18 protein-coding genes are annotated in these 14,276 nt (G+C 49.6%); 8 read left to right on the forward strand and 10 right to left on the reverse strand.

Going from position 1 to position 14,276, the window contains the following annotated elements:
- Nucleotides 1-42: 42 nt before the first annotated feature.
- From flgG to flgB, 6 genes are all read right to left on the reverse strand, one after another.
- Nucleotides 43-825: a flagellar basal-body rod protein FlgG gene (gene flgG / locus EFER_RS09300; protein WP_000625840.1), complete on the reverse strand. Its 783-nt coding sequence runs from the start codon at nucleotides 823-825 to the stop codon at nucleotides 43-45.
- A 151-nt stretch (nucleotides 826-976) separates the two neighbouring features.
- Complete coding sequence (gene flgF / locus EFER_RS09305) at nucleotides 977-1,732, reverse strand: flagellar basal-body rod protein FlgF (protein ID WP_000349291.1); 756 nt, start codon at nucleotides 1,730-1,732, stop codon at nucleotides 977-979.
- 19 nt (nucleotides 1,733-1,751) lie between these two features.
- Nucleotides 1,752-2,957 carry a flagellar hook protein FlgE gene (gene flgE, locus EFER_RS09310; RefSeq protein ID WP_000885828.1) on the reverse strand — a complete coding sequence of 402 codons (1,206 nt, stop codon included), beginning with the start codon at nucleotides 2,955-2,957 and terminating at the stop codon, nucleotides 1,752-1,754.
- Between the two features lie 24 nt (nucleotides 2,958-2,981).
- Nucleotides 2,982-3,677 (reverse strand): flagellar hook assembly protein FlgD, encoded by a 696-nt coding sequence (flgD, locus tag EFER_RS09315; protein ID WP_000020451.1) that lies wholly within the window; start codon nucleotides 3,675-3,677, stop codon nucleotides 2,982-2,984.
- An 11-nt stretch (nucleotides 3,678-3,688) separates the two neighbouring features.
- Entirely contained in the window at nucleotides 3,689-4,093 is a 405-nt protein-coding gene (flgC, locus tag EFER_RS09320; protein WP_001196455.1) for a flagellar basal body rod protein FlgC, read from the reverse strand.
- Between the two features lie 3 nt (nucleotides 4,094-4,096).
- Nucleotides 4,097-4,513, reverse strand: coding sequence for a flagellar basal body rod protein FlgB (gene flgB / locus EFER_RS09325; RefSeq protein ID WP_000887047.1), 417 nt, complete (start codon nucleotides 4,511-4,513; stop codon nucleotides 4,097-4,099).
- A gap of 156 nt (nucleotides 4,514-4,669) precedes the next feature.
- Here flgB and flgA point away from each other — a divergent pair, with 156 nt between their 5' ends.
- The 3 genes from flgA (at nucleotide 4,670) to flgN (ending at nucleotide 6,140) form a co-directional block, all read left to right on the forward strand.
- On the forward strand, nucleotides 4,670-5,329 hold the full coding sequence (gene flgA / locus EFER_RS09330; RefSeq protein WP_024256463.1) for a flagellar basal body P-ring formation chaperone FlgA: 660 nt from the start codon (nucleotides 4,670-4,672) through the stop codon (nucleotides 5,327-5,329).
- A 90-nt stretch (nucleotides 5,330-5,419) separates the two neighbouring features.
- Nucleotides 5,420-5,713 carry a flagellar biosynthesis anti-sigma factor FlgM gene (gene flgM, locus EFER_RS09335; RefSeq protein WP_000020896.1) on the forward strand — a complete coding sequence of 98 codons (294 nt, stop codon included), beginning with the start codon at nucleotides 5,420-5,422 and terminating at the stop codon, nucleotides 5,711-5,713.
- Between the two features lie 4 nt (nucleotides 5,714-5,717).
- Entirely contained in the window at nucleotides 5,718-6,140 is a 423-nt protein-coding gene (gene flgN / locus EFER_RS09340) for a flagella biosynthesis chaperone FlgN (protein WP_000088553.1), read from the forward strand.
- A gap of 37 nt (nucleotides 6,141-6,177) precedes the next feature.
- Here the strand turns inward: flgN and murJ are convergent, their stop codons facing one another.
- The 4 genes from murJ to rimJ all read right to left on the reverse strand — a co-directional run bounded on the left by murJ (nucleotide 6,178) and on the right by rimJ (nucleotide 9,991).
- The gene (murJ, locus tag EFER_RS09345; protein ID WP_001050658.1) at nucleotides 6,178-7,716 is read right to left on the reverse strand and encodes a murein biosynthesis integral membrane protein MurJ; all 1,539 of its coding nucleotides are present in this window, start codon (nucleotides 7,714-7,716) and stop codon (nucleotides 6,178-6,180) included.
- Nucleotides 7,717-7,825: 109 nt separating this feature from the next.
- Nucleotides 7,826-8,749 (reverse strand): Gfo/Idh/MocA family protein, encoded by a 924-nt coding sequence (locus EFER_RS09350; protein ID WP_000736175.1) that lies wholly within the window; start codon nucleotides 8,747-8,749, stop codon nucleotides 7,826-7,828.
- 1 nt (nucleotide 8,750) lies between these two features.
- On the reverse strand, nucleotides 8,751-9,398 hold the full coding sequence (locus EFER_RS09355; protein ID WP_000873036.1) for a YceH family protein: 648 nt from the start codon (nucleotides 9,396-9,398) through the stop codon (nucleotides 8,751-8,753).
- A gap of 8 nt (nucleotides 9,399-9,406) precedes the next feature.
- The gene (rimJ, locus tag EFER_RS09360) at nucleotides 9,407-9,991 is read right to left on the reverse strand and encodes a ribosomal protein S5-alanine N-acetyltransferase (protein ID WP_000468211.1); all 585 of its coding nucleotides are present in this window, start codon (nucleotides 9,989-9,991) and stop codon (nucleotides 9,407-9,409) included.
- 237 nt (nucleotides 9,992-10,228) lie between these two features.
- Here rimJ and mdtH point away from each other — a divergent pair, with 237 nt between their 5' ends.
- The 5 genes from mdtH to bssS all read left to right on the forward strand — a co-directional run bounded on the left by mdtH (nucleotide 10,229) and on the right by bssS (nucleotide 14,160).
- Nucleotides 10,229-11,443 (forward strand): multidrug efflux MFS transporter MdtH, encoded by a 1,215-nt coding sequence (mdtH, locus tag EFER_RS09365; RefSeq protein ID WP_000752519.1) that lies wholly within the window; start codon nucleotides 10,229-10,231, stop codon nucleotides 11,441-11,443.
- A 144-nt stretch (nucleotides 11,444-11,587) separates the two neighbouring features.
- Entirely contained in the window at nucleotides 11,588-12,148 is a 561-nt protein-coding gene (locus tag EFER_RS09370; protein ID WP_000721691.1) for a lipoprotein, read from the forward strand.
- 104 nt (nucleotides 12,149-12,252) lie between these two features.
- Nucleotides 12,253-13,299 (forward strand): dihydroorotase, encoded by a 1,047-nt coding sequence (gene pyrC, locus EFER_RS09375; RefSeq protein WP_000126522.1) that lies wholly within the window; start codon nucleotides 12,253-12,255, stop codon nucleotides 13,297-13,299.
- A 72-nt stretch (nucleotides 13,300-13,371) separates the two neighbouring features.
- Nucleotides 13,372-13,617, forward strand: a complete 246-nt coding sequence (gene dinI, locus EFER_RS09380; RefSeq protein WP_001217766.1) for a DNA damage-inducible protein I — start codon at nucleotides 13,372-13,374, stop codon at nucleotides 13,615-13,617.
- A 288-nt stretch (nucleotides 13,618-13,905) separates the two neighbouring features.
- Entirely contained in the window at nucleotides 13,906-14,160 is a 255-nt protein-coding gene (bssS, locus tag EFER_RS09385) for a biofilm formation regulator BssS (protein WP_000414430.1), read from the forward strand.
- Nucleotides 14,161-14,276 lie beyond the last annotated feature (116 nt).

The raw sequence follows: 14,276 nt of genomic DNA on the forward strand, positions 1-14,276 counted from the left end.
TTCAAAATCAGTAACCCGGTGAGAATCCCCACCGGTTATGCCTTAGAGTTGCGTCAGTTTTTGCAGCATCTGGTCGGTGGTAGACACCGCTTTACTGTTAATTTCGTAAGCACGCTGCACCTGAATCATGTTGACCAGTTCTTCCGCCACGTTGACGTTAGACGTTTCAACATACCCTTGATACAGCAGACCCGCGCCGTTCAGACCCGGCGTGCTTTCATTGGGCGCGCCGGAGGATTGGGTTTCGACGTATAAGTTTTCCCCAATACTCTCCAGTCCGGTATCGTTCATAAAGGTCGTGAGATTGAGCTGCCCAACCTGTACCGGAGCTGCCTGGCCTTGCTGGGTTACGCTGACCACGCCATCACGACCAATGGTAATACTTAACGCATTCGCCGGAATGGTGATCGCTGGCTGCACCTGAAAACCACCAGCCGTCACCAGTTGCCCGTTCTGATCCACCTGGAAAGAACCGTCACGGGTATAGGCGGATGAACCATCTGGCAACATCACCTGGAAAAAGCCCTGTCCTTTAATCGCCACATCTTTGCTGTTGTTGGTCTGCGACAGATTGCCCTGACTGTGTAAGCGCTCAGTAGCAACCGGACGCACACCGGTGCCGATTTGTAACCCGGAAGGTAAAGTTGTTTGTTCGGAAGACTGCGCGCCCGGCTGGCGAATGGTTTGATAAAGCAGATCTTCAAATACTGCTCGCTGGCGTTTAAAACCGTTGGTACTGACGTTTGCCAGGTTATTGGCAATGACGTCCATATTGGTTTGCTGGGCATCAAGGCCCGTTTTGGCGATCCATAATGAACTGATCATAAAATGTCCTGTTGTGGAGTGCTGACAAAGTGCATATGTCTTCTTGCCGGATACGGCCTATAAGATCCGCAAATTCAATAAATTGCGATGTAACCCGTAGATCGATAAGTTTGCGCATCGGGCAACTTATGCTTGTCAGCTATCCTTTCAATTAACTCATCGACAGCAGTTGGTTGGCGCGGCCTTCGTTGTCATCGACGCTGCTTATTACCTTCATCTGCATTTCAAAACGCCGTGCGTTGGCAATCATGTCGCTCATTGCTGAAACAGCATTAACATTGCTGCCTTCCAGCACCCCCGACATCACCCGTAACGACGGATCAGCCTGCAACACCGGTCCACGCGTGGCCTGGCTTTCCGCGCTTAAACGGAATATACCGTCATCACCACGCTGCACTTCATTGTCCGAGGCTTTCACCAGTTTTAACTTCCCGACTGGCGCGACGGTATTTGCCGGATCGCCCGGATTGAGCGCCGAAATGGTGCCATCGGCCGCGATGGTGATTTCTGCTCCTTCCGGCACAGCAATCGGTCCTGCCTCGCCAATCACCGGATGCCCCTGAATCGTCAGTTGTCCGCCAGGATCAACCTGAATGCTGCCGTTACGCGTATACCCCTCGCTACCATCGGCGGTCTGCACGGCCAGCCAGCCGTCCTGCTGTAATGCGACATCCAGAGGACGCTGGGTGTAATCCATCTTACCTGGCGTCATATCTGCTCCCGGCGTAGAGGCCGTCACCAGCGTGCGCGTCGGCAGGGAAAGTCCTTCAACAGGCACTGCACGCAAGGCGTTTAACTGGGCGCGAAAACCAGGTGTGGAGGCATTCGCCAGATTGCTGGCGGTCACTGCCTGTTGATTCAGCGTCTGACTGGCAGCGCCCATCGCGGTATAGATTGCGTGATCCATTAAGCTATCCCGTCAACGATTAGCGTAAGTTAACCAGTGTGTTAAGGATCTGGTCCTGCGTTTTGATGGTCTGGGCGTTAGACTGATAGTTACGTTGTGCAACGATCATATTGACCAGCTCTTTACTGAGATCGACGTTAGACGCTTCCAGCGCGCCATTGGTCAGCGTGCCAAAATTGCCAGTTCCGGCAGTTCCCAACAATGCTACACCAGAGGCTTGCGTTGCAGACCAGACGTTGTCGCCTTCTGATGCCAGGCCTTCATTGTTGGCGAAGTTCGCCAGTACAATCTGCCCCAGCAGTTGGGTTTGTTCGTTGGAATAGTTGCCTACCACAGTGCCATCATCATTGATTTGGTAACTCACCAGATCGCCCGGTTTGTAGCCATTCTGGGTAGTTGCCACAATGTTGTTAGCACCGGTGTTTTGCTGCATGGAGTTGAGGAAACTCAGGGAGAATGTTGCAGGAACAGCACCATTAATGGCGCCAGTCGTGATATTTGCCGTCTCCCCCTTAACTAACATGCCATTGGCATTAAATTCCAGTGTTGTCGCCTGAGTTGCCTGGCTTGCGGCATCACTGCTGTCCTGGGTATAAACCTGCCAGGTATTATCCTTTGTCTTCACAAAGTAAACGCTCATATCATGCGCATTCCCCTGACTGTCGAAAACAGTCACGGAGCCTTTTTTGTTATAGCTGTCCGCATTACTGGCGTCGAACGCTTTAACGGTGGGAAGCGGATCACTGGAGTTAAGGTTGATTTGCATCGCCGCCGTAGTTGTGGTTTTCGCTGCCATCAGGGTATTGGGGATCGAAATATTGGTCGGATTCGCCCCCTGCTGAATGGTTGGCGGTGTTCCTGCTGCCGGGTAGCCCGTCAACTGTAAGCCCTGCATATTGACCAGGTTGCGGTTTTCATCAAGTTTGAACTGCCCGTTACGGCTGTAAAACACCGAACCGTTGCTGTCTACCAGACGGAAAAAACCGTTCTGACTGATGGCGATATCCAGCCCTCGCCCGGTATTGGTGGTGGTGCCATCCGTAAAGTCCTGGGTAATTCCGGCAACCTTTACCCCCAGCCCCACTTTAGAACCGGCAAACATGTCTGCAAAAGACGCCGTACCGGATTTAAAGCCATAGGTGGCGGAGTTGGCGATATTGTTGCCAATGACATCGAGATTTGTGGCGGCAGCATTTAAACCGCTAACCGCTTGTGAAAAGGCCATGACTGACTCCTGAAATGTGAAGGCTTAAATGATCTGCCGTACTTCGTCGAGGGTGGTAGTACCGTAAGTGCCGAGATCCAGCGTGTTACCGTTATTGCCGCGAATCACCCCCTGAACCAGAGCAAACTGCAGTGGCTGAGCAACCAGTTGCGTACCACCGTTGCTGGCGCTGATCGCTACGTTATAAGAACCATTGGGCGCGGTGCTGCCATCGGTCAGCGTGCCATCCCAGGTGAAGCTATGAACCCCCGCCTTTAACTCACCGATATCGATCGTGCGTATCACGACACCATTTTTATCGGTAATGGTGGCTGTGACTTTGTCTGCGGACTGTTGTAGCTCTACCCCAAATGGCGTGGTTGTGGTTACAGCAGCCTCATCTGTTCCCTTCCCTGCAAGGATTGTCGTGCCAGGGATCATCACCCCATGACCAATCAGGGAACTGGCTTGTAAAGACTGGCTGTTATCAATCTGCCCGGAGATAGCGCCCAGAGTGGTGTTGAGTTTTTCAATGCCACTGACGGTACTGATTTGTGCGAGCTGAGAAGTCAGCTCGTTATTCTCCATGGGATTCGTTGGATCCTGATTTTTAAGTTGTGCCACCAGCAAAGTAAGAAAACTGCTCTGTAAATCTGCGGCATTGCCGCCAGTCAGTGAGTTGTTGCTGGTGTTAGAGACGCCGTTATTGCTCGCGTCATTCATCGTTACGGCGATAGACATTACGGGCTCCTTTATTGACCCAGCGTCAAAGTTTTCAGCATCATACTTTTCACGGTATTCAGCACTTCAACGTTGGCCTGGTAGCTGCGTGAAGCTGACATGGTGTTGACCATTTCCCCCACCACATCAACATTAGGCATCTTCACGTATCCGTTAGCGTCTGCCAGGGGATTACCCGGCTCATAAACCAACTTATCCGGTGCCTGACTTTCGACAACACCCGCAACTTTTACCCCACCGGTTGCCGCTCCAGGCGCATTATCAACCTGGAAAACCACGTGTTTTGCACGATAAGGTTGACCGTCTGGCCCTGTCACGCTGTCTGCATTCGCCAGGTTACTTGCTGCTACGTTAAGACGCTGCGACTGTGCCGTTAATGCCGAACCGGCGATATCAAAAATATTCAGCAGTGCCATACGTTAATTTCCGCTCTGTAATACGTTCATCATGCTTTTGATTTGCCCACCCAGAACGGTCAATCCCATCTGGTATCTCAGGCTGTTATCGGCAAACTGGGTACGCTCACGATCCATATCGACGGTATTGCCATCCAGAGAAGGTTGGTCGGGAACGCGGTAGAGCAACTCAGCACCAGGTGCAGTCAACGCCTGAGCGGGAATGTGCTGCGTCGATGTCAGCGTTAAAGAAACGCCTTGCGCTTCATTACGACCACGAACCATGATTTTTTTTAATTCACTGGCAAAATCGAGGTCACGCGCCTGATAACCTGGTGTGTCGGCATTGGCAATATTCGCCGCCAGCACTTCCTGGCGCTGCGCGCGTAGATTCAGTGCTTCTTGTTGAAAACGTAAAGCGGCATCGAGTCTATCGAGCATATCTCCCCCGCAAAGGACAAATTTCAGTGGACAGCTTAAATCCTCGCCGGCATACGTCATCGGCGGAATAAACACAAAATGGGTCGCTATTTGTGGCGTTGATGAATGCAGCAGGCGAGTAAACTTTCTTCATCAGAATTCTGGTGGGAGGAGAGTATGCGAAGGTTTTGTCCGCCTGTGGCGGCGATAGTGCTATTGCTAAGCACTTACTGTCATGCTCAGGATCTCAACTTGCAGTTGAATAACTGGTTTGCGGCGCGCCTAGCCGGCTTAAGTGATAATGTGGTTGTTACGCTTCGCACTCCTCCAGAAAGACAACCCAAGTGTGATAATCCAGCATTGAGCATGAGTAATAATTCCCGGTTGTGGGGGAATATCAATGTATTAGCTCAATGCGGTAATATCCGGTACTACCTGCAAGTCAATGTTCAGGCCAGTGGGAATTATGTTGTTGCCGCTGCACCTATTACACGTGGCGGAGTGGTGAATGCCAGTAATGTGACGTTGAAACGAGGCCGTCTTGATCAACTTCCTCCCCGTACTGTTCTGGAAGTTGCACAAGTGCAAGATGCAATTAGTCTGCGTGATATTGCCCCAGGACAGCCCGTTCAACTAAATATGTTGCGTCAGGCATGGCGCATTAAAGCAGGCCAGCGCGTACAAGTAATAGCGCAAGGCGACGGCTTTAATGTAAATGCCGAAGGACAAGCGCTAAACAATGCAGCTGTGGCACAAACGGCCAGAGTAAGAATGTTGTCAGGGCAAGTGGTTAGCGGCATTGTGGGCGCTGATGGGAATATTCTTATAAACCTGTAATGCGTTAAAGATTTCATCATCGATGCCGATAGATAAGCAATAAATACGATAGCTGAACGCCACAGCCTGCAACCTCAATGAGGAAAGAATATGAGTATTGATCGCACTTCCCCTTTAAATCCGGTTAGCAATGTACAACCGCGAGAAACAACTGATCCAGCAGTAGCCAAAACACGTGCGGAAAAGTCCACGACCACGAATAGCACCAGCGTAAATCTAAGCAGCGCGCAGAAAGAGTTAATGCAACCCAGCACCAGCGATATCAATAGCGAACGCGTTGAGGCGTTAAAAGCAGCCATTCGCAATGGTGAATTAAAGATGGATACCGGGAAGATTGCTGATGCGCTGATCCGCGAAACTCAGAGCTATTTACAGAGTAATTAATTGTATGTCGCGCCTGGCCGAAATACTTGATCAAATGACCACCGTTCTCAATGAACTGGAAGTCGTCATGGATAATGAACAGCAGCAGCTTTGCATGGGGCATATCAACGGCAGCCTGCTGCAGCGGATCACTGAAGAAAAAAGCTCGCTTCTTGCAACGCTCGATTATCTTGAACAGCAAAGACGTCGAGAGCAGTTAACGCAACAGAGTGCCAATGACGATCACGCACAACGCTGGCAGGTTATTACGGAAAAAACCCGGCAACTGCGCGAACTCAATCAACATAATGGCTGGTTGCTGGAAGATCAGATTGTGCGCAATCAACAGGCGCTGGAGGTGTTGAAGCCTTATCAGGAACCGACACTCTATGGTGCAAATGGCCAGGCATCGTCGCCCCATCGCGGCGGCAAAAAATTCTCAGTTTAAGCAGTGAATGGAGTTGCCCGAGGGCAACTCCATTTTTTTATACTGTGCGACGAGCGAACTCTTTAACTCTAAAGCCCAACACCGCCAGGGCCGCAAAATACCCGGCGATACCGGCAACCACTACAGCCATCAAACGCAGTAAACGCCAGGGCATCGTACCCAGCGACCAGTCAGGCATAATATGCAGCATACCCAGCAATACTGCCGCCATCACCACCACAGCAACAACCAATCGCGCCAGAAACGCCATCCAGCCTGGTTGTGGGGTAAAGATTTTTTGCTTACGTAATTGCCAGTACAGCAAGGACGCATTCAAACAGGCAGCAAGGCCAATGGAGAGCGATAGCCCGGCATGTTTCAACGGGCCGATAAATGCCAGGTTCATCAATTGCGTCAGGATAAGCGTAACAATGGCGATTTTTACTGGCGTTTTAATGTCCTGGCGGGAATAAAACCCTGGCGCCAGCACTTTAACGACAATCAGACCAATCAGGCCTACGGAATAAGCGATTAATGCCCGTTGGGTCATTAATGCATCAAATGCCGTAAATTTTCCGTACTGGAACAGTGATACTGTCAACGGGCCAGATAAAATCCCCAGAGCAACCGCACTTGGCAGTGCCAACAGAAAACAGAGGCGCAAGCCCCAGTCCATTAAGCGGTTGTATTCTTCATGATTGCCGCTGGCAAAACTTTTTGACAGTGATGGCAACAAAATAGTGCCAAGTGCTACACCCAGCACACCGGAAGGAAACTCCATTAAGCGGTCAGCGTAATACATCCAGGACACAGAACCGGATGCCAAAAACGAAGCGAAAATGGTGTTAATGATCAGTGAGATTTGACTGACAGACACGCCAAGAATCGCAGGCCCCATCTGTTTGACCACGCGTAAAGCTCCCGCATCACGGAAATTAATGCGCGGAAGTACCAACATGCCGATTTTTTTCAGATGTGGCAGTTGGTAAACCAGTTGCAAAATACCGCCCACCGTTACGGCCCATGCCAGCGCCAGCACAGGCGGGTTAAAATATGGCGCGGCAAACAGTGCAAAGCCAATCATGCTGATATTAAGCAGTGTTGGAGCAAACGCCGGAATCGAGAAACGGTTCCAGGTATTCAAAATCGCCCCCACCAGCGATGCCAGTGAGATCAGCAAAATATAAGGGAATGTGATGCGTAAAAGCTGCACGGTCAGCGCAAATTTGCCTGGATCGGTATGATACCAACCAGGAGACGTTGCGAGGATAACCCACGGCGCAGCGAGCATCCCGGCGACAGTGACGACTGCCAGCGCTAACGTCAACAAGCCAGAGATATAAGAAACAAAGACGCGCGAGGCATCTTCCCCCTGCTTGCTTTTATATTCCGCCAGAATTGGCACAAACGCCTGGGAGAATGCGCCTTCCGCAAAAATACGCCGCAGCAAGTTAGGAAGTTTGAATGCGACAAAAAAGGCGTCGGTTGCCATCCCTGCGCCAAAGATTCTGGCGACAATAGCGTCACGTGCGAAGCCAAGCACACGTGAAAACATGGTCATCGAGCTGACAGCTGCCAGCGATTTTAATAAGTTCATCGGTGTTCTAATCCAGACCCTGAGGCAAAACGCCTGCAAGGCAGGCGCTGAAAGAGGCGAATAGTCTACCTGGATTATGGTGAATTGCTACCGCCAGATGTTACAGGGTTTATTCACTCATCGCATCGCGCCAGATCTTCTCCACGACACGCTGCGCCAGCAGTGCCTGCTCCCCGGAAGTTTGCGGAACTGTCTGATTTTTCACGCATTCAATAAAATGATGGGCGCAACCGACAAATCCTCGCTGCTCCAGAGTGCTCTGCCAGCCAGGAACAGGTTTGTGAATCACCCCCTGTCCTCGCTCCTCACGCCACTCACGCATGTCTGTGACATCAATTAGCGCTCCGTCAGTCACCGCCTGAACATACTCGCGCTGACTTCCTGCACGACGATGCATACTGGTGGTCAGTTGCAAATGGCCTGAGGAGAAATGGTGTTCGGCGTAAAGCATTTCACCCGCATCATTGGTAATCAGTTGACCGCCATCAATCTGAGTTTCCTTTTCTGCCAGCCAAAGGATGGTATCAATGACATGCAGATAGTCATCCAGCAATGTAAAGCGCAAATCATGTGGCCCGACACTATCAAGGCGATGCTTATCCATCCGTACAGAAGCCGCAGCAGAAAGTTGTGTTTTTAATTCACGGTATAACGGCGAGAAGCGGCGATTAAACCCGACCATTAACGTCAGTCGGTTACGTGCCGCTAACTCCACCAGCCGCTCGGCATCACGCAGATTTTCGGCAAGAGGCTTATCGACACAAACATGAACCCCCGCATTAAGTAACGCACTGACGACGTCGAAATGGCTGGCAGTACTGGTATGGACAAAAACAGCATCGCAGTCTGCAGCCAGTCGTGATAACGAATCCACACAGGGGATGCGCCAGGTTTCGCACACACGTAAGGCCTTTTCGCGCGAAGGAGACCATGCACCTTGTATACTCCAGTCTTGCGCAGCACTCAGCACCGGTAACCAGGCTTTTTGTGCAATATTGCCCAGACCGACGACACCAATGCGTAATTTTTTCACGTTAATCTCCCAGGTGGGCCAATAGAGAATCCAGACGTTGTTTCAGTTCTGCGACTTCGTTTTCCAGTGCTTCGACCCGCGCCTGAAGTTCGCCCGCTACTGGTGGTGTCTCTTCGGCAAAACTCGCGGTATCATCGACTTCACCACAAAACAGATGCATATAGCGGCTTTCCCGCTTGCCTGGCTCGCGCGCCAGTCGAACAACAAACGGACCATCTTCGCGCTGCGCCAGCTTTTCCAGTGTACTGTCAACTTCAGACATATCACTGAATTCGTACATTCTTGCTGCACGGCTACGTAGTTCACCTGGCGTTTGCGCTCCCCGTAACAATAAGGTGGTGATTAAGGCCACTTCTGCCGGACTCAGTTTTAAATCACCAAATTCTGAGTTACAAAAGCGCTGCTCATATTTCGTAACTCGGTTACCAAAACCGCTTACGGTACGCAGAAAGTGGCGTTTCACCAGATTATCCAGCTCAGTTTGCACCTCTTGCTCGGATAAATTCATCACTGGTTCACGGTTCGTTTTTTGGTTGCAGGCGGTCACCACGCCATTCAGCGACAGTGGGTATTGCTCAGGTGTAGTCACCTGTTTTTCCAGCAGGCAGCCGATAACGCGCGCTTCCCGCGCAGTCAGTTCATATTTCATATTTTCTCCTAACGCCCCGGTGTCCATTCAGGTGTTGTCAATGCGGTTAACACGTGATCCCGCCAGACACCATCAATCTGCAAATAATTTTTGGCATAGCCTTCTTTTTCAAAGCCCAGTCGCGCCAGTAGATCACCACTGCGTTTATTATGCGGCATATAATTCGCCATGATGCGATGCATATGTTGAGTCCGTTGCATATAACGAATAGCCGCTGTCAGAGCTTCAAACATTAGCCCCTGGCCCTGGCATTTTTGGGCCAGCGAGTATCCCAGATAGCAGGCATGAAATGATCCACGTACCACATTGGAAAAGTTGGCAACGCCGAAAATCTCTTTTTCGTCTGGATCAAGAAGCGCGAAATAGTAAGCAGAGCCTTGTTTATGGAACTCCTCAATCATGCTGAGTCTGGCGTGCCAACCAGATGGATAGCAATGGCTTTCATCGCGAATCGGTTCCCAGGGTTTTAAGAATTGACGGTTTTCAGCGTAGTAATCCGCCAGTCGCCACGCATCGCGGTCATGCACTAAACGCACCACCATGCGATCAGTCACTAACCGCACTTTGGGGACGTTGCTACGATAGCCAAACATGTTAACCACTCCTTCTCGTAACATTTTCAATAGACTAATGCTCGCTACTATAACCGCCCCATTCTTGCGGTGTTATCGGGAAAAATATCTTTTCTATTAATATTCACATATTTTGATAAAAACTCTCGATTAACCATGACTTTTTGATAAAAAAATATCATCCCATTGATAGTAGGAAAAATAACAACAGCACAGCAGAATAGAAATTGCTCAACTTTGGATTTCCCGGGAGGGGAAATGGCGTGCGTATCGCAGGCGAGGAACCTGGGTAAATATTTCCTTCTTGTTGATAATATGCTGGTGGTGCTGGGCTTCTTTGTTGTCTTTCCGCTAATCTCCATTCGCTTCGTTGATCAGATGGGCTGGGCTGCCGTTATGGTCGGTATTGCTCTCGGCTTGCGTCAGTTTATCCAGCAAGGGCTGGGCATTTTTGGCGGTGCAATCGCTGATCGCTTTGGTGCCAAGCCGATGATAGTAACCGGTATGCTTTTGCGTGCTGCCGGATTTGCCACTATGGGTATTGCCCATGAACCATGGTTACTGTGGTTTTCCTGTTTTCTTTCTGGCCTTGGTGGCACTTTGTTTGATCCTCCTCGTTCTGCCCTGGTGGTTAAACTTATCCGTCCTGAACAGCGCGGGCGCTTCTTTTCGCTATTAATGATGCAAGACAGTGCTGACGCAGTCATTGGGGCTTTGCTGGGAAGCTGGTTATTGCAGTACGATTTTCGTCTGGTTTGCGCTACAGGCGCAATTTTGTTCGTTATGTGCGCTGCATTTAATGCCTGGCTGCTACCAGCATGGAAATTATCTACGGTTCGTGCACCTGTACGCGAAGGAATGAGCCGGGTTATGGGCGATAAACGTTTTGTAACCTATGTGCTGACACTGGCTGGCTACTATATGCTGGCTGTCCAGGTGATGCTGATGCTACCGATTATGGTTAACGATATTGCCGGAACACCGTCAGCCGTAAAATGGATGTACGCTATCGAAGCGTGTCTCTCGCTAACATTGCTCTACCCTATCGCCCGTTGGAGTGAAAAACGTTTTCGTCTGGAGCACCGCTTAATGGCTGGCTTACTGGTGATGTCACTCAGTATGCTCCCTGTTGGGCTTGTCGGTTCTCTTCCGCATTTATTTACGTTGATCTGTATCTTCTATATTGGATCGATTATTGCGGAACCTGCCAGGGAAACACTCAGTGCTTCGCTGGCTGACGCCAGAGCGCGCGGAAGTTATATGGGTTTTAGCCGTCTTGGATTAGCCATTGGCGGCGCCGTGGGATATATCGGTGGTGGCTGGCTGTTTGATATGGGGAAAGCACTGCAACAGCCGGAATTACCATGGATGATGTTGGGCATTATCGGCATTATCACCTTTCTGGGGCTGGGATGGCAGTTTAGCCACAAACATACGGCCAGCAGAATGTTAGGACCTGACGCCCGATCTTAATCCTACGTGACGAGCGTTACATGGTAAGATGCGCACCGCAGTTTGAAACACTGTGGTTTAAGTTTTTTCTGCTGGAATGTATTTCCCCGGTGCCCCATGCTGCATCGCGTCAGGATGTTAAAGACACCAGGTTGAGGAACCCCGATGAAAAAGATTCTTTTTGCCGCTGCACTGCTGGTGAGCGGACTGTTAGTTGGTTGTGATCAACTTACGCAATACACGATTACCGAGCAGGAAATTAATCAGTCGCTGCAAAAGCGCAATAATTTCTCAAAAGATATTGGTTTACCCGGTGTTGCTGATGCCCATATTGTACTGAAAAACCTGGCCAGTCAGATCGGTCGTGAAGAGCCAAACAAGGTGACTTTGACCGGTGATGCCGATCTCGACATGAACTCCCTTTTTGGCAGTCAGAAAGCAACGATGAAATTGAAACTTAAAGCGTTGCCTGTGTTTGATAAAGATAAAGGCGCCATTTATCTACAGGAGATGGAGATTGTTGACGCCTCGGTAACGCCAGAGAAAATGCAAGCGATATTGCAGACGCTGACGCCTTACCTGAATCAGGCCTTGCGTAATTATTTTAATTCTCATCCGGCGTATGTATTGCGCGAAGACAGTAGCAAAGGTGAGGCGCTGGCGAAAAAGCTGGCGAAAGGTATCGAAGTCAAACCAGGGGAAATCATTATCCCGTTCACTGATTAACCCATGAGGGCGCATGGCGCCCTTTATTTTTCGTGCAAACGAAAACGTTTCCGCTTATCCTTTGTGCCCGGCAAAAACATTCCCACAGCCGGAGCTAATAAGTAATGACTGCACCATCCCAGGTATTAAAGATCCGCCGCCCAGATGACTGGCACCTCCACCTTCGCGATGGCGATATGTTAAAAACAGTCGTCCCTTATTCCAGCGAGATTTACGCTCGCGCGATTGTCATGCCAAACCTCGCACCGCCTGTTACAACAGTTGATGCGGCCATTGCCTACCGCCAACGAATTCTTGCTGCTGTTCCTGCCGGGCACAACTTTACCCCGCTGATGACCTGTTACCTGACAGATTCGCTGGACCCTGACGAACTGGAGCGCGGATTCCAGCAAGGCGTTTTCACCGCGGCAAAACTCTACCCGGCTAACGCCACCACCAATTCCAGCCACGGCGTCACCTCAACAGCGGCTATCATGCCTGTCCTGGAGCGTATGGAAAAAATCGGTATGCCGTTACTGGTACATGGAGAAGTCACCCATGCGGATATCGATATTTTTGATCGCGAAGCGCGATTTATCGACACCGTAATGGAACCATTACGCAAGCAGCTACCCGGCCTGAAAGTCGTTTTTGAACATATCACGACCAAAGACGCGGCTGACTATGTGCGCGAAGGCAACGATCAGTTAGCGGCAACGATCACACCGCAGCATTTGATGTTTAACCGCAACCATATGTTGGTTGGTGGTATTCGCCCACATCTCTATTGCTTACCAATCCTGAAACGCAATGTGCATCAGCAGGCACTTCGTGAACTGGTTGCCAGCGGTTTTGAGCGTGTTTTCCTTGGCACGGACTCCGCCCCACACGCACGTCATCGCAAAGAAGCCAGTTGTGGTTGCGCCGGATGTTTCAACGCCCCCACCGCGCTTGGCAGCTACGCCACCGTTTTTGAAGAGATGAACGCCCTTCAACATCTTGAAGCATTCTGTTCATTGAACGGACCGAAGTTTTACGGGTTGCCTGTTAACGACTCCTTTATCGAACTGGAGCGGCGAGAAAGTCAGGTGCCAGACAATATCGCCTTAAATGATGATTCGTTGATTCCTTTTTTAGCTGGCGAAACGATCCACTGGTCAGTGAAGAAATAAAAATGTAGCTCCCTGTTGTCATTGGATTATTTTACCTGTATAAATAACCAGTATATTCAACAGGGGGCTATTATGCGAATTGAAGTCACCATTGCTAAAACTTCTCCATTACCCGCCGGGGCTATTGACGCCCTGGCAAGTGAACTCTCACGTCGTATTCAGTATGCATATCCTGATATCGACAGTAAGGTTAGTGTGCGCTACGCCGTCGCCAATAATTTATCGGTTATTGGTGCTACCAAAGAAGACAAATCACGCATTAGCACAATCCTGCAAGAAACGTGGGAAAGCGCTGATGATTGGTTTCTAAATGAATAATATGCAGTAAAACTTTTGCCGGGTCGCCCCGGCTTTTTTTATTTTTAATGTTATCGTTTCATTGTTTGATTTTTAAACTTTCCTCAAAATAATTGTTCAACATGCTAAAAAAATATGAATGACATGCTGGAATAATGTTCACATAATTCTTAAAAACAAGAAATTTATACTCTCACCCTTTAAAATACAGGTGAATGACCTTATTTATTGATATACTGAAGTTGCTTCAGATAAAAACGCATTGAACCTCGAATAACGTTGTCTTGTAACACGAATTAGGGGGCTATGATGGAAAAAAATAATGAAGTCATTCAGACTCATCCGCTTGTTGGATGGGACATCAGCACCGTAGATAGTTATGATGCACTGATGTTGCGTTTGCACTACCAGACCCCAGACAAACCCGAACCGGATGGGACTGAAGTTGGTCAGACGCTCTGGTTAACCACCGATGTTGCCAGACAATTTATTTCGATACTTGAAGCAGGAATCGCCAAAATTGAATCTGGCGATTACGAGGTTAATGAGTATTTACGTCATTAATCTTTGATGACCAACCACTATCAAAGGCACCGTTCAGGTGCCTTTTCTTTTTTGCAGGTTGTATATCCCGGCGCACTTATTTACCCTGCGTCTATGGCGATAGCAGAGAGAAAAAA

Source organism: Escherichia fergusonii ATCC 35469 (assembly GCF_000026225.1).
Classification (GTDB): Bacteria; Pseudomonadota; Gammaproteobacteria; order Enterobacterales; family Enterobacteriaceae; genus Escherichia; species Escherichia fergusonii.

Bases quoted from the DNA above. Each gene is read 5' to 3' on its own strand.
- flgG (WP_000625840.1), bottom strand. From the start codon at position 825: ATGATCAGTTCATTATGGATCGCCAAAACGGGCCTTGATGCCCAGCAA.
- flgF (WP_000349291.1), bottom strand. From the start codon at position 1,732: ATGGATCACGCAATCTATACCGCGATGGGCGCTGCCAGTCAGACGCTG.
- flgE (WP_000885828.1), bottom strand. From the start codon at position 2,957: ATGGCCTTTTCACAAGCGGTTAGCGGTTTAAATGCTGCCGCCACAAAT.
- flgD (WP_000020451.1), bottom strand. From the start codon at position 3,677: ATGTCTATCGCCGTAACGATGAATGACGCGAGCAATAACGGCGTCTCT.
- flgC (WP_001196455.1), bottom strand. From the start codon at position 4,093: ATGGCACTGCTGAATATTTTTGATATCGCCGGTTCGGCATTAACGGCA.
- flgB (WP_000887047.1), bottom strand. From the start codon at position 4,513: ATGCTCGATAGACTCGATGCCGCTTTACGTTTTCAACAAGAAGCACTG.
- flgA (WP_024256463.1), top strand. From the start codon at position 4,670: ATGCGAAGGTTTTGTCCGCCTGTGGCGGCGATAGTGCTATTGCTAAGC.
- flgM (WP_000020896.1), top strand. From the start codon at position 5,420: ATGAGTATTGATCGCACTTCCCCTTTAAATCCGGTTAGCAATGTACAA.
- flgN (WP_000088553.1), top strand. From the start codon at position 5,718: ATGTCGCGCCTGGCCGAAATACTTGATCAAATGACCACCGTTCTCAAT.
- murJ (WP_001050658.1), bottom strand. From the start codon at position 7,716: ATGAACTTATTAAAATCGCTGGCAGCTGTCAGCTCGATGACCATGTTT.
- EFER_RS09355 (WP_000873036.1), bottom strand. From the start codon at position 9,398: ATGAAATATGAACTGACTGCGCGGGAAGCGCGCGTTATCGGCTGCCTG.
- rimJ (WP_000468211.1), bottom strand. From the start codon at position 9,991: ATGTTTGGCTATCGTAGCAACGTCCCCAAAGTGCGGTTAGTGACTGAT.
- mdtH (WP_000752519.1), top strand. From the start codon at position 10,229: ATGGCGTGCGTATCGCAGGCGAGGAACCTGGGTAAATATTTCCTTCTT.
- EFER_RS09370 (WP_000721691.1), top strand. From the start codon at position 11,588: ATGAAAAAGATTCTTTTTGCCGCTGCACTGCTGGTGAGCGGACTGTTA.
- pyrC (WP_000126522.1), top strand. From the start codon at position 12,253: ATGACTGCACCATCCCAGGTATTAAAGATCCGCCGCCCAGATGACTGG.
- dinI (WP_001217766.1), top strand. From the start codon at position 13,372: ATGCGAATTGAAGTCACCATTGCTAAAACTTCTCCATTACCCGCCGGG.
- bssS (WP_000414430.1), top strand. From the start codon at position 13,906: ATGGAAAAAAATAATGAAGTCATTCAGACTCATCCGCTTGTTGGATGG.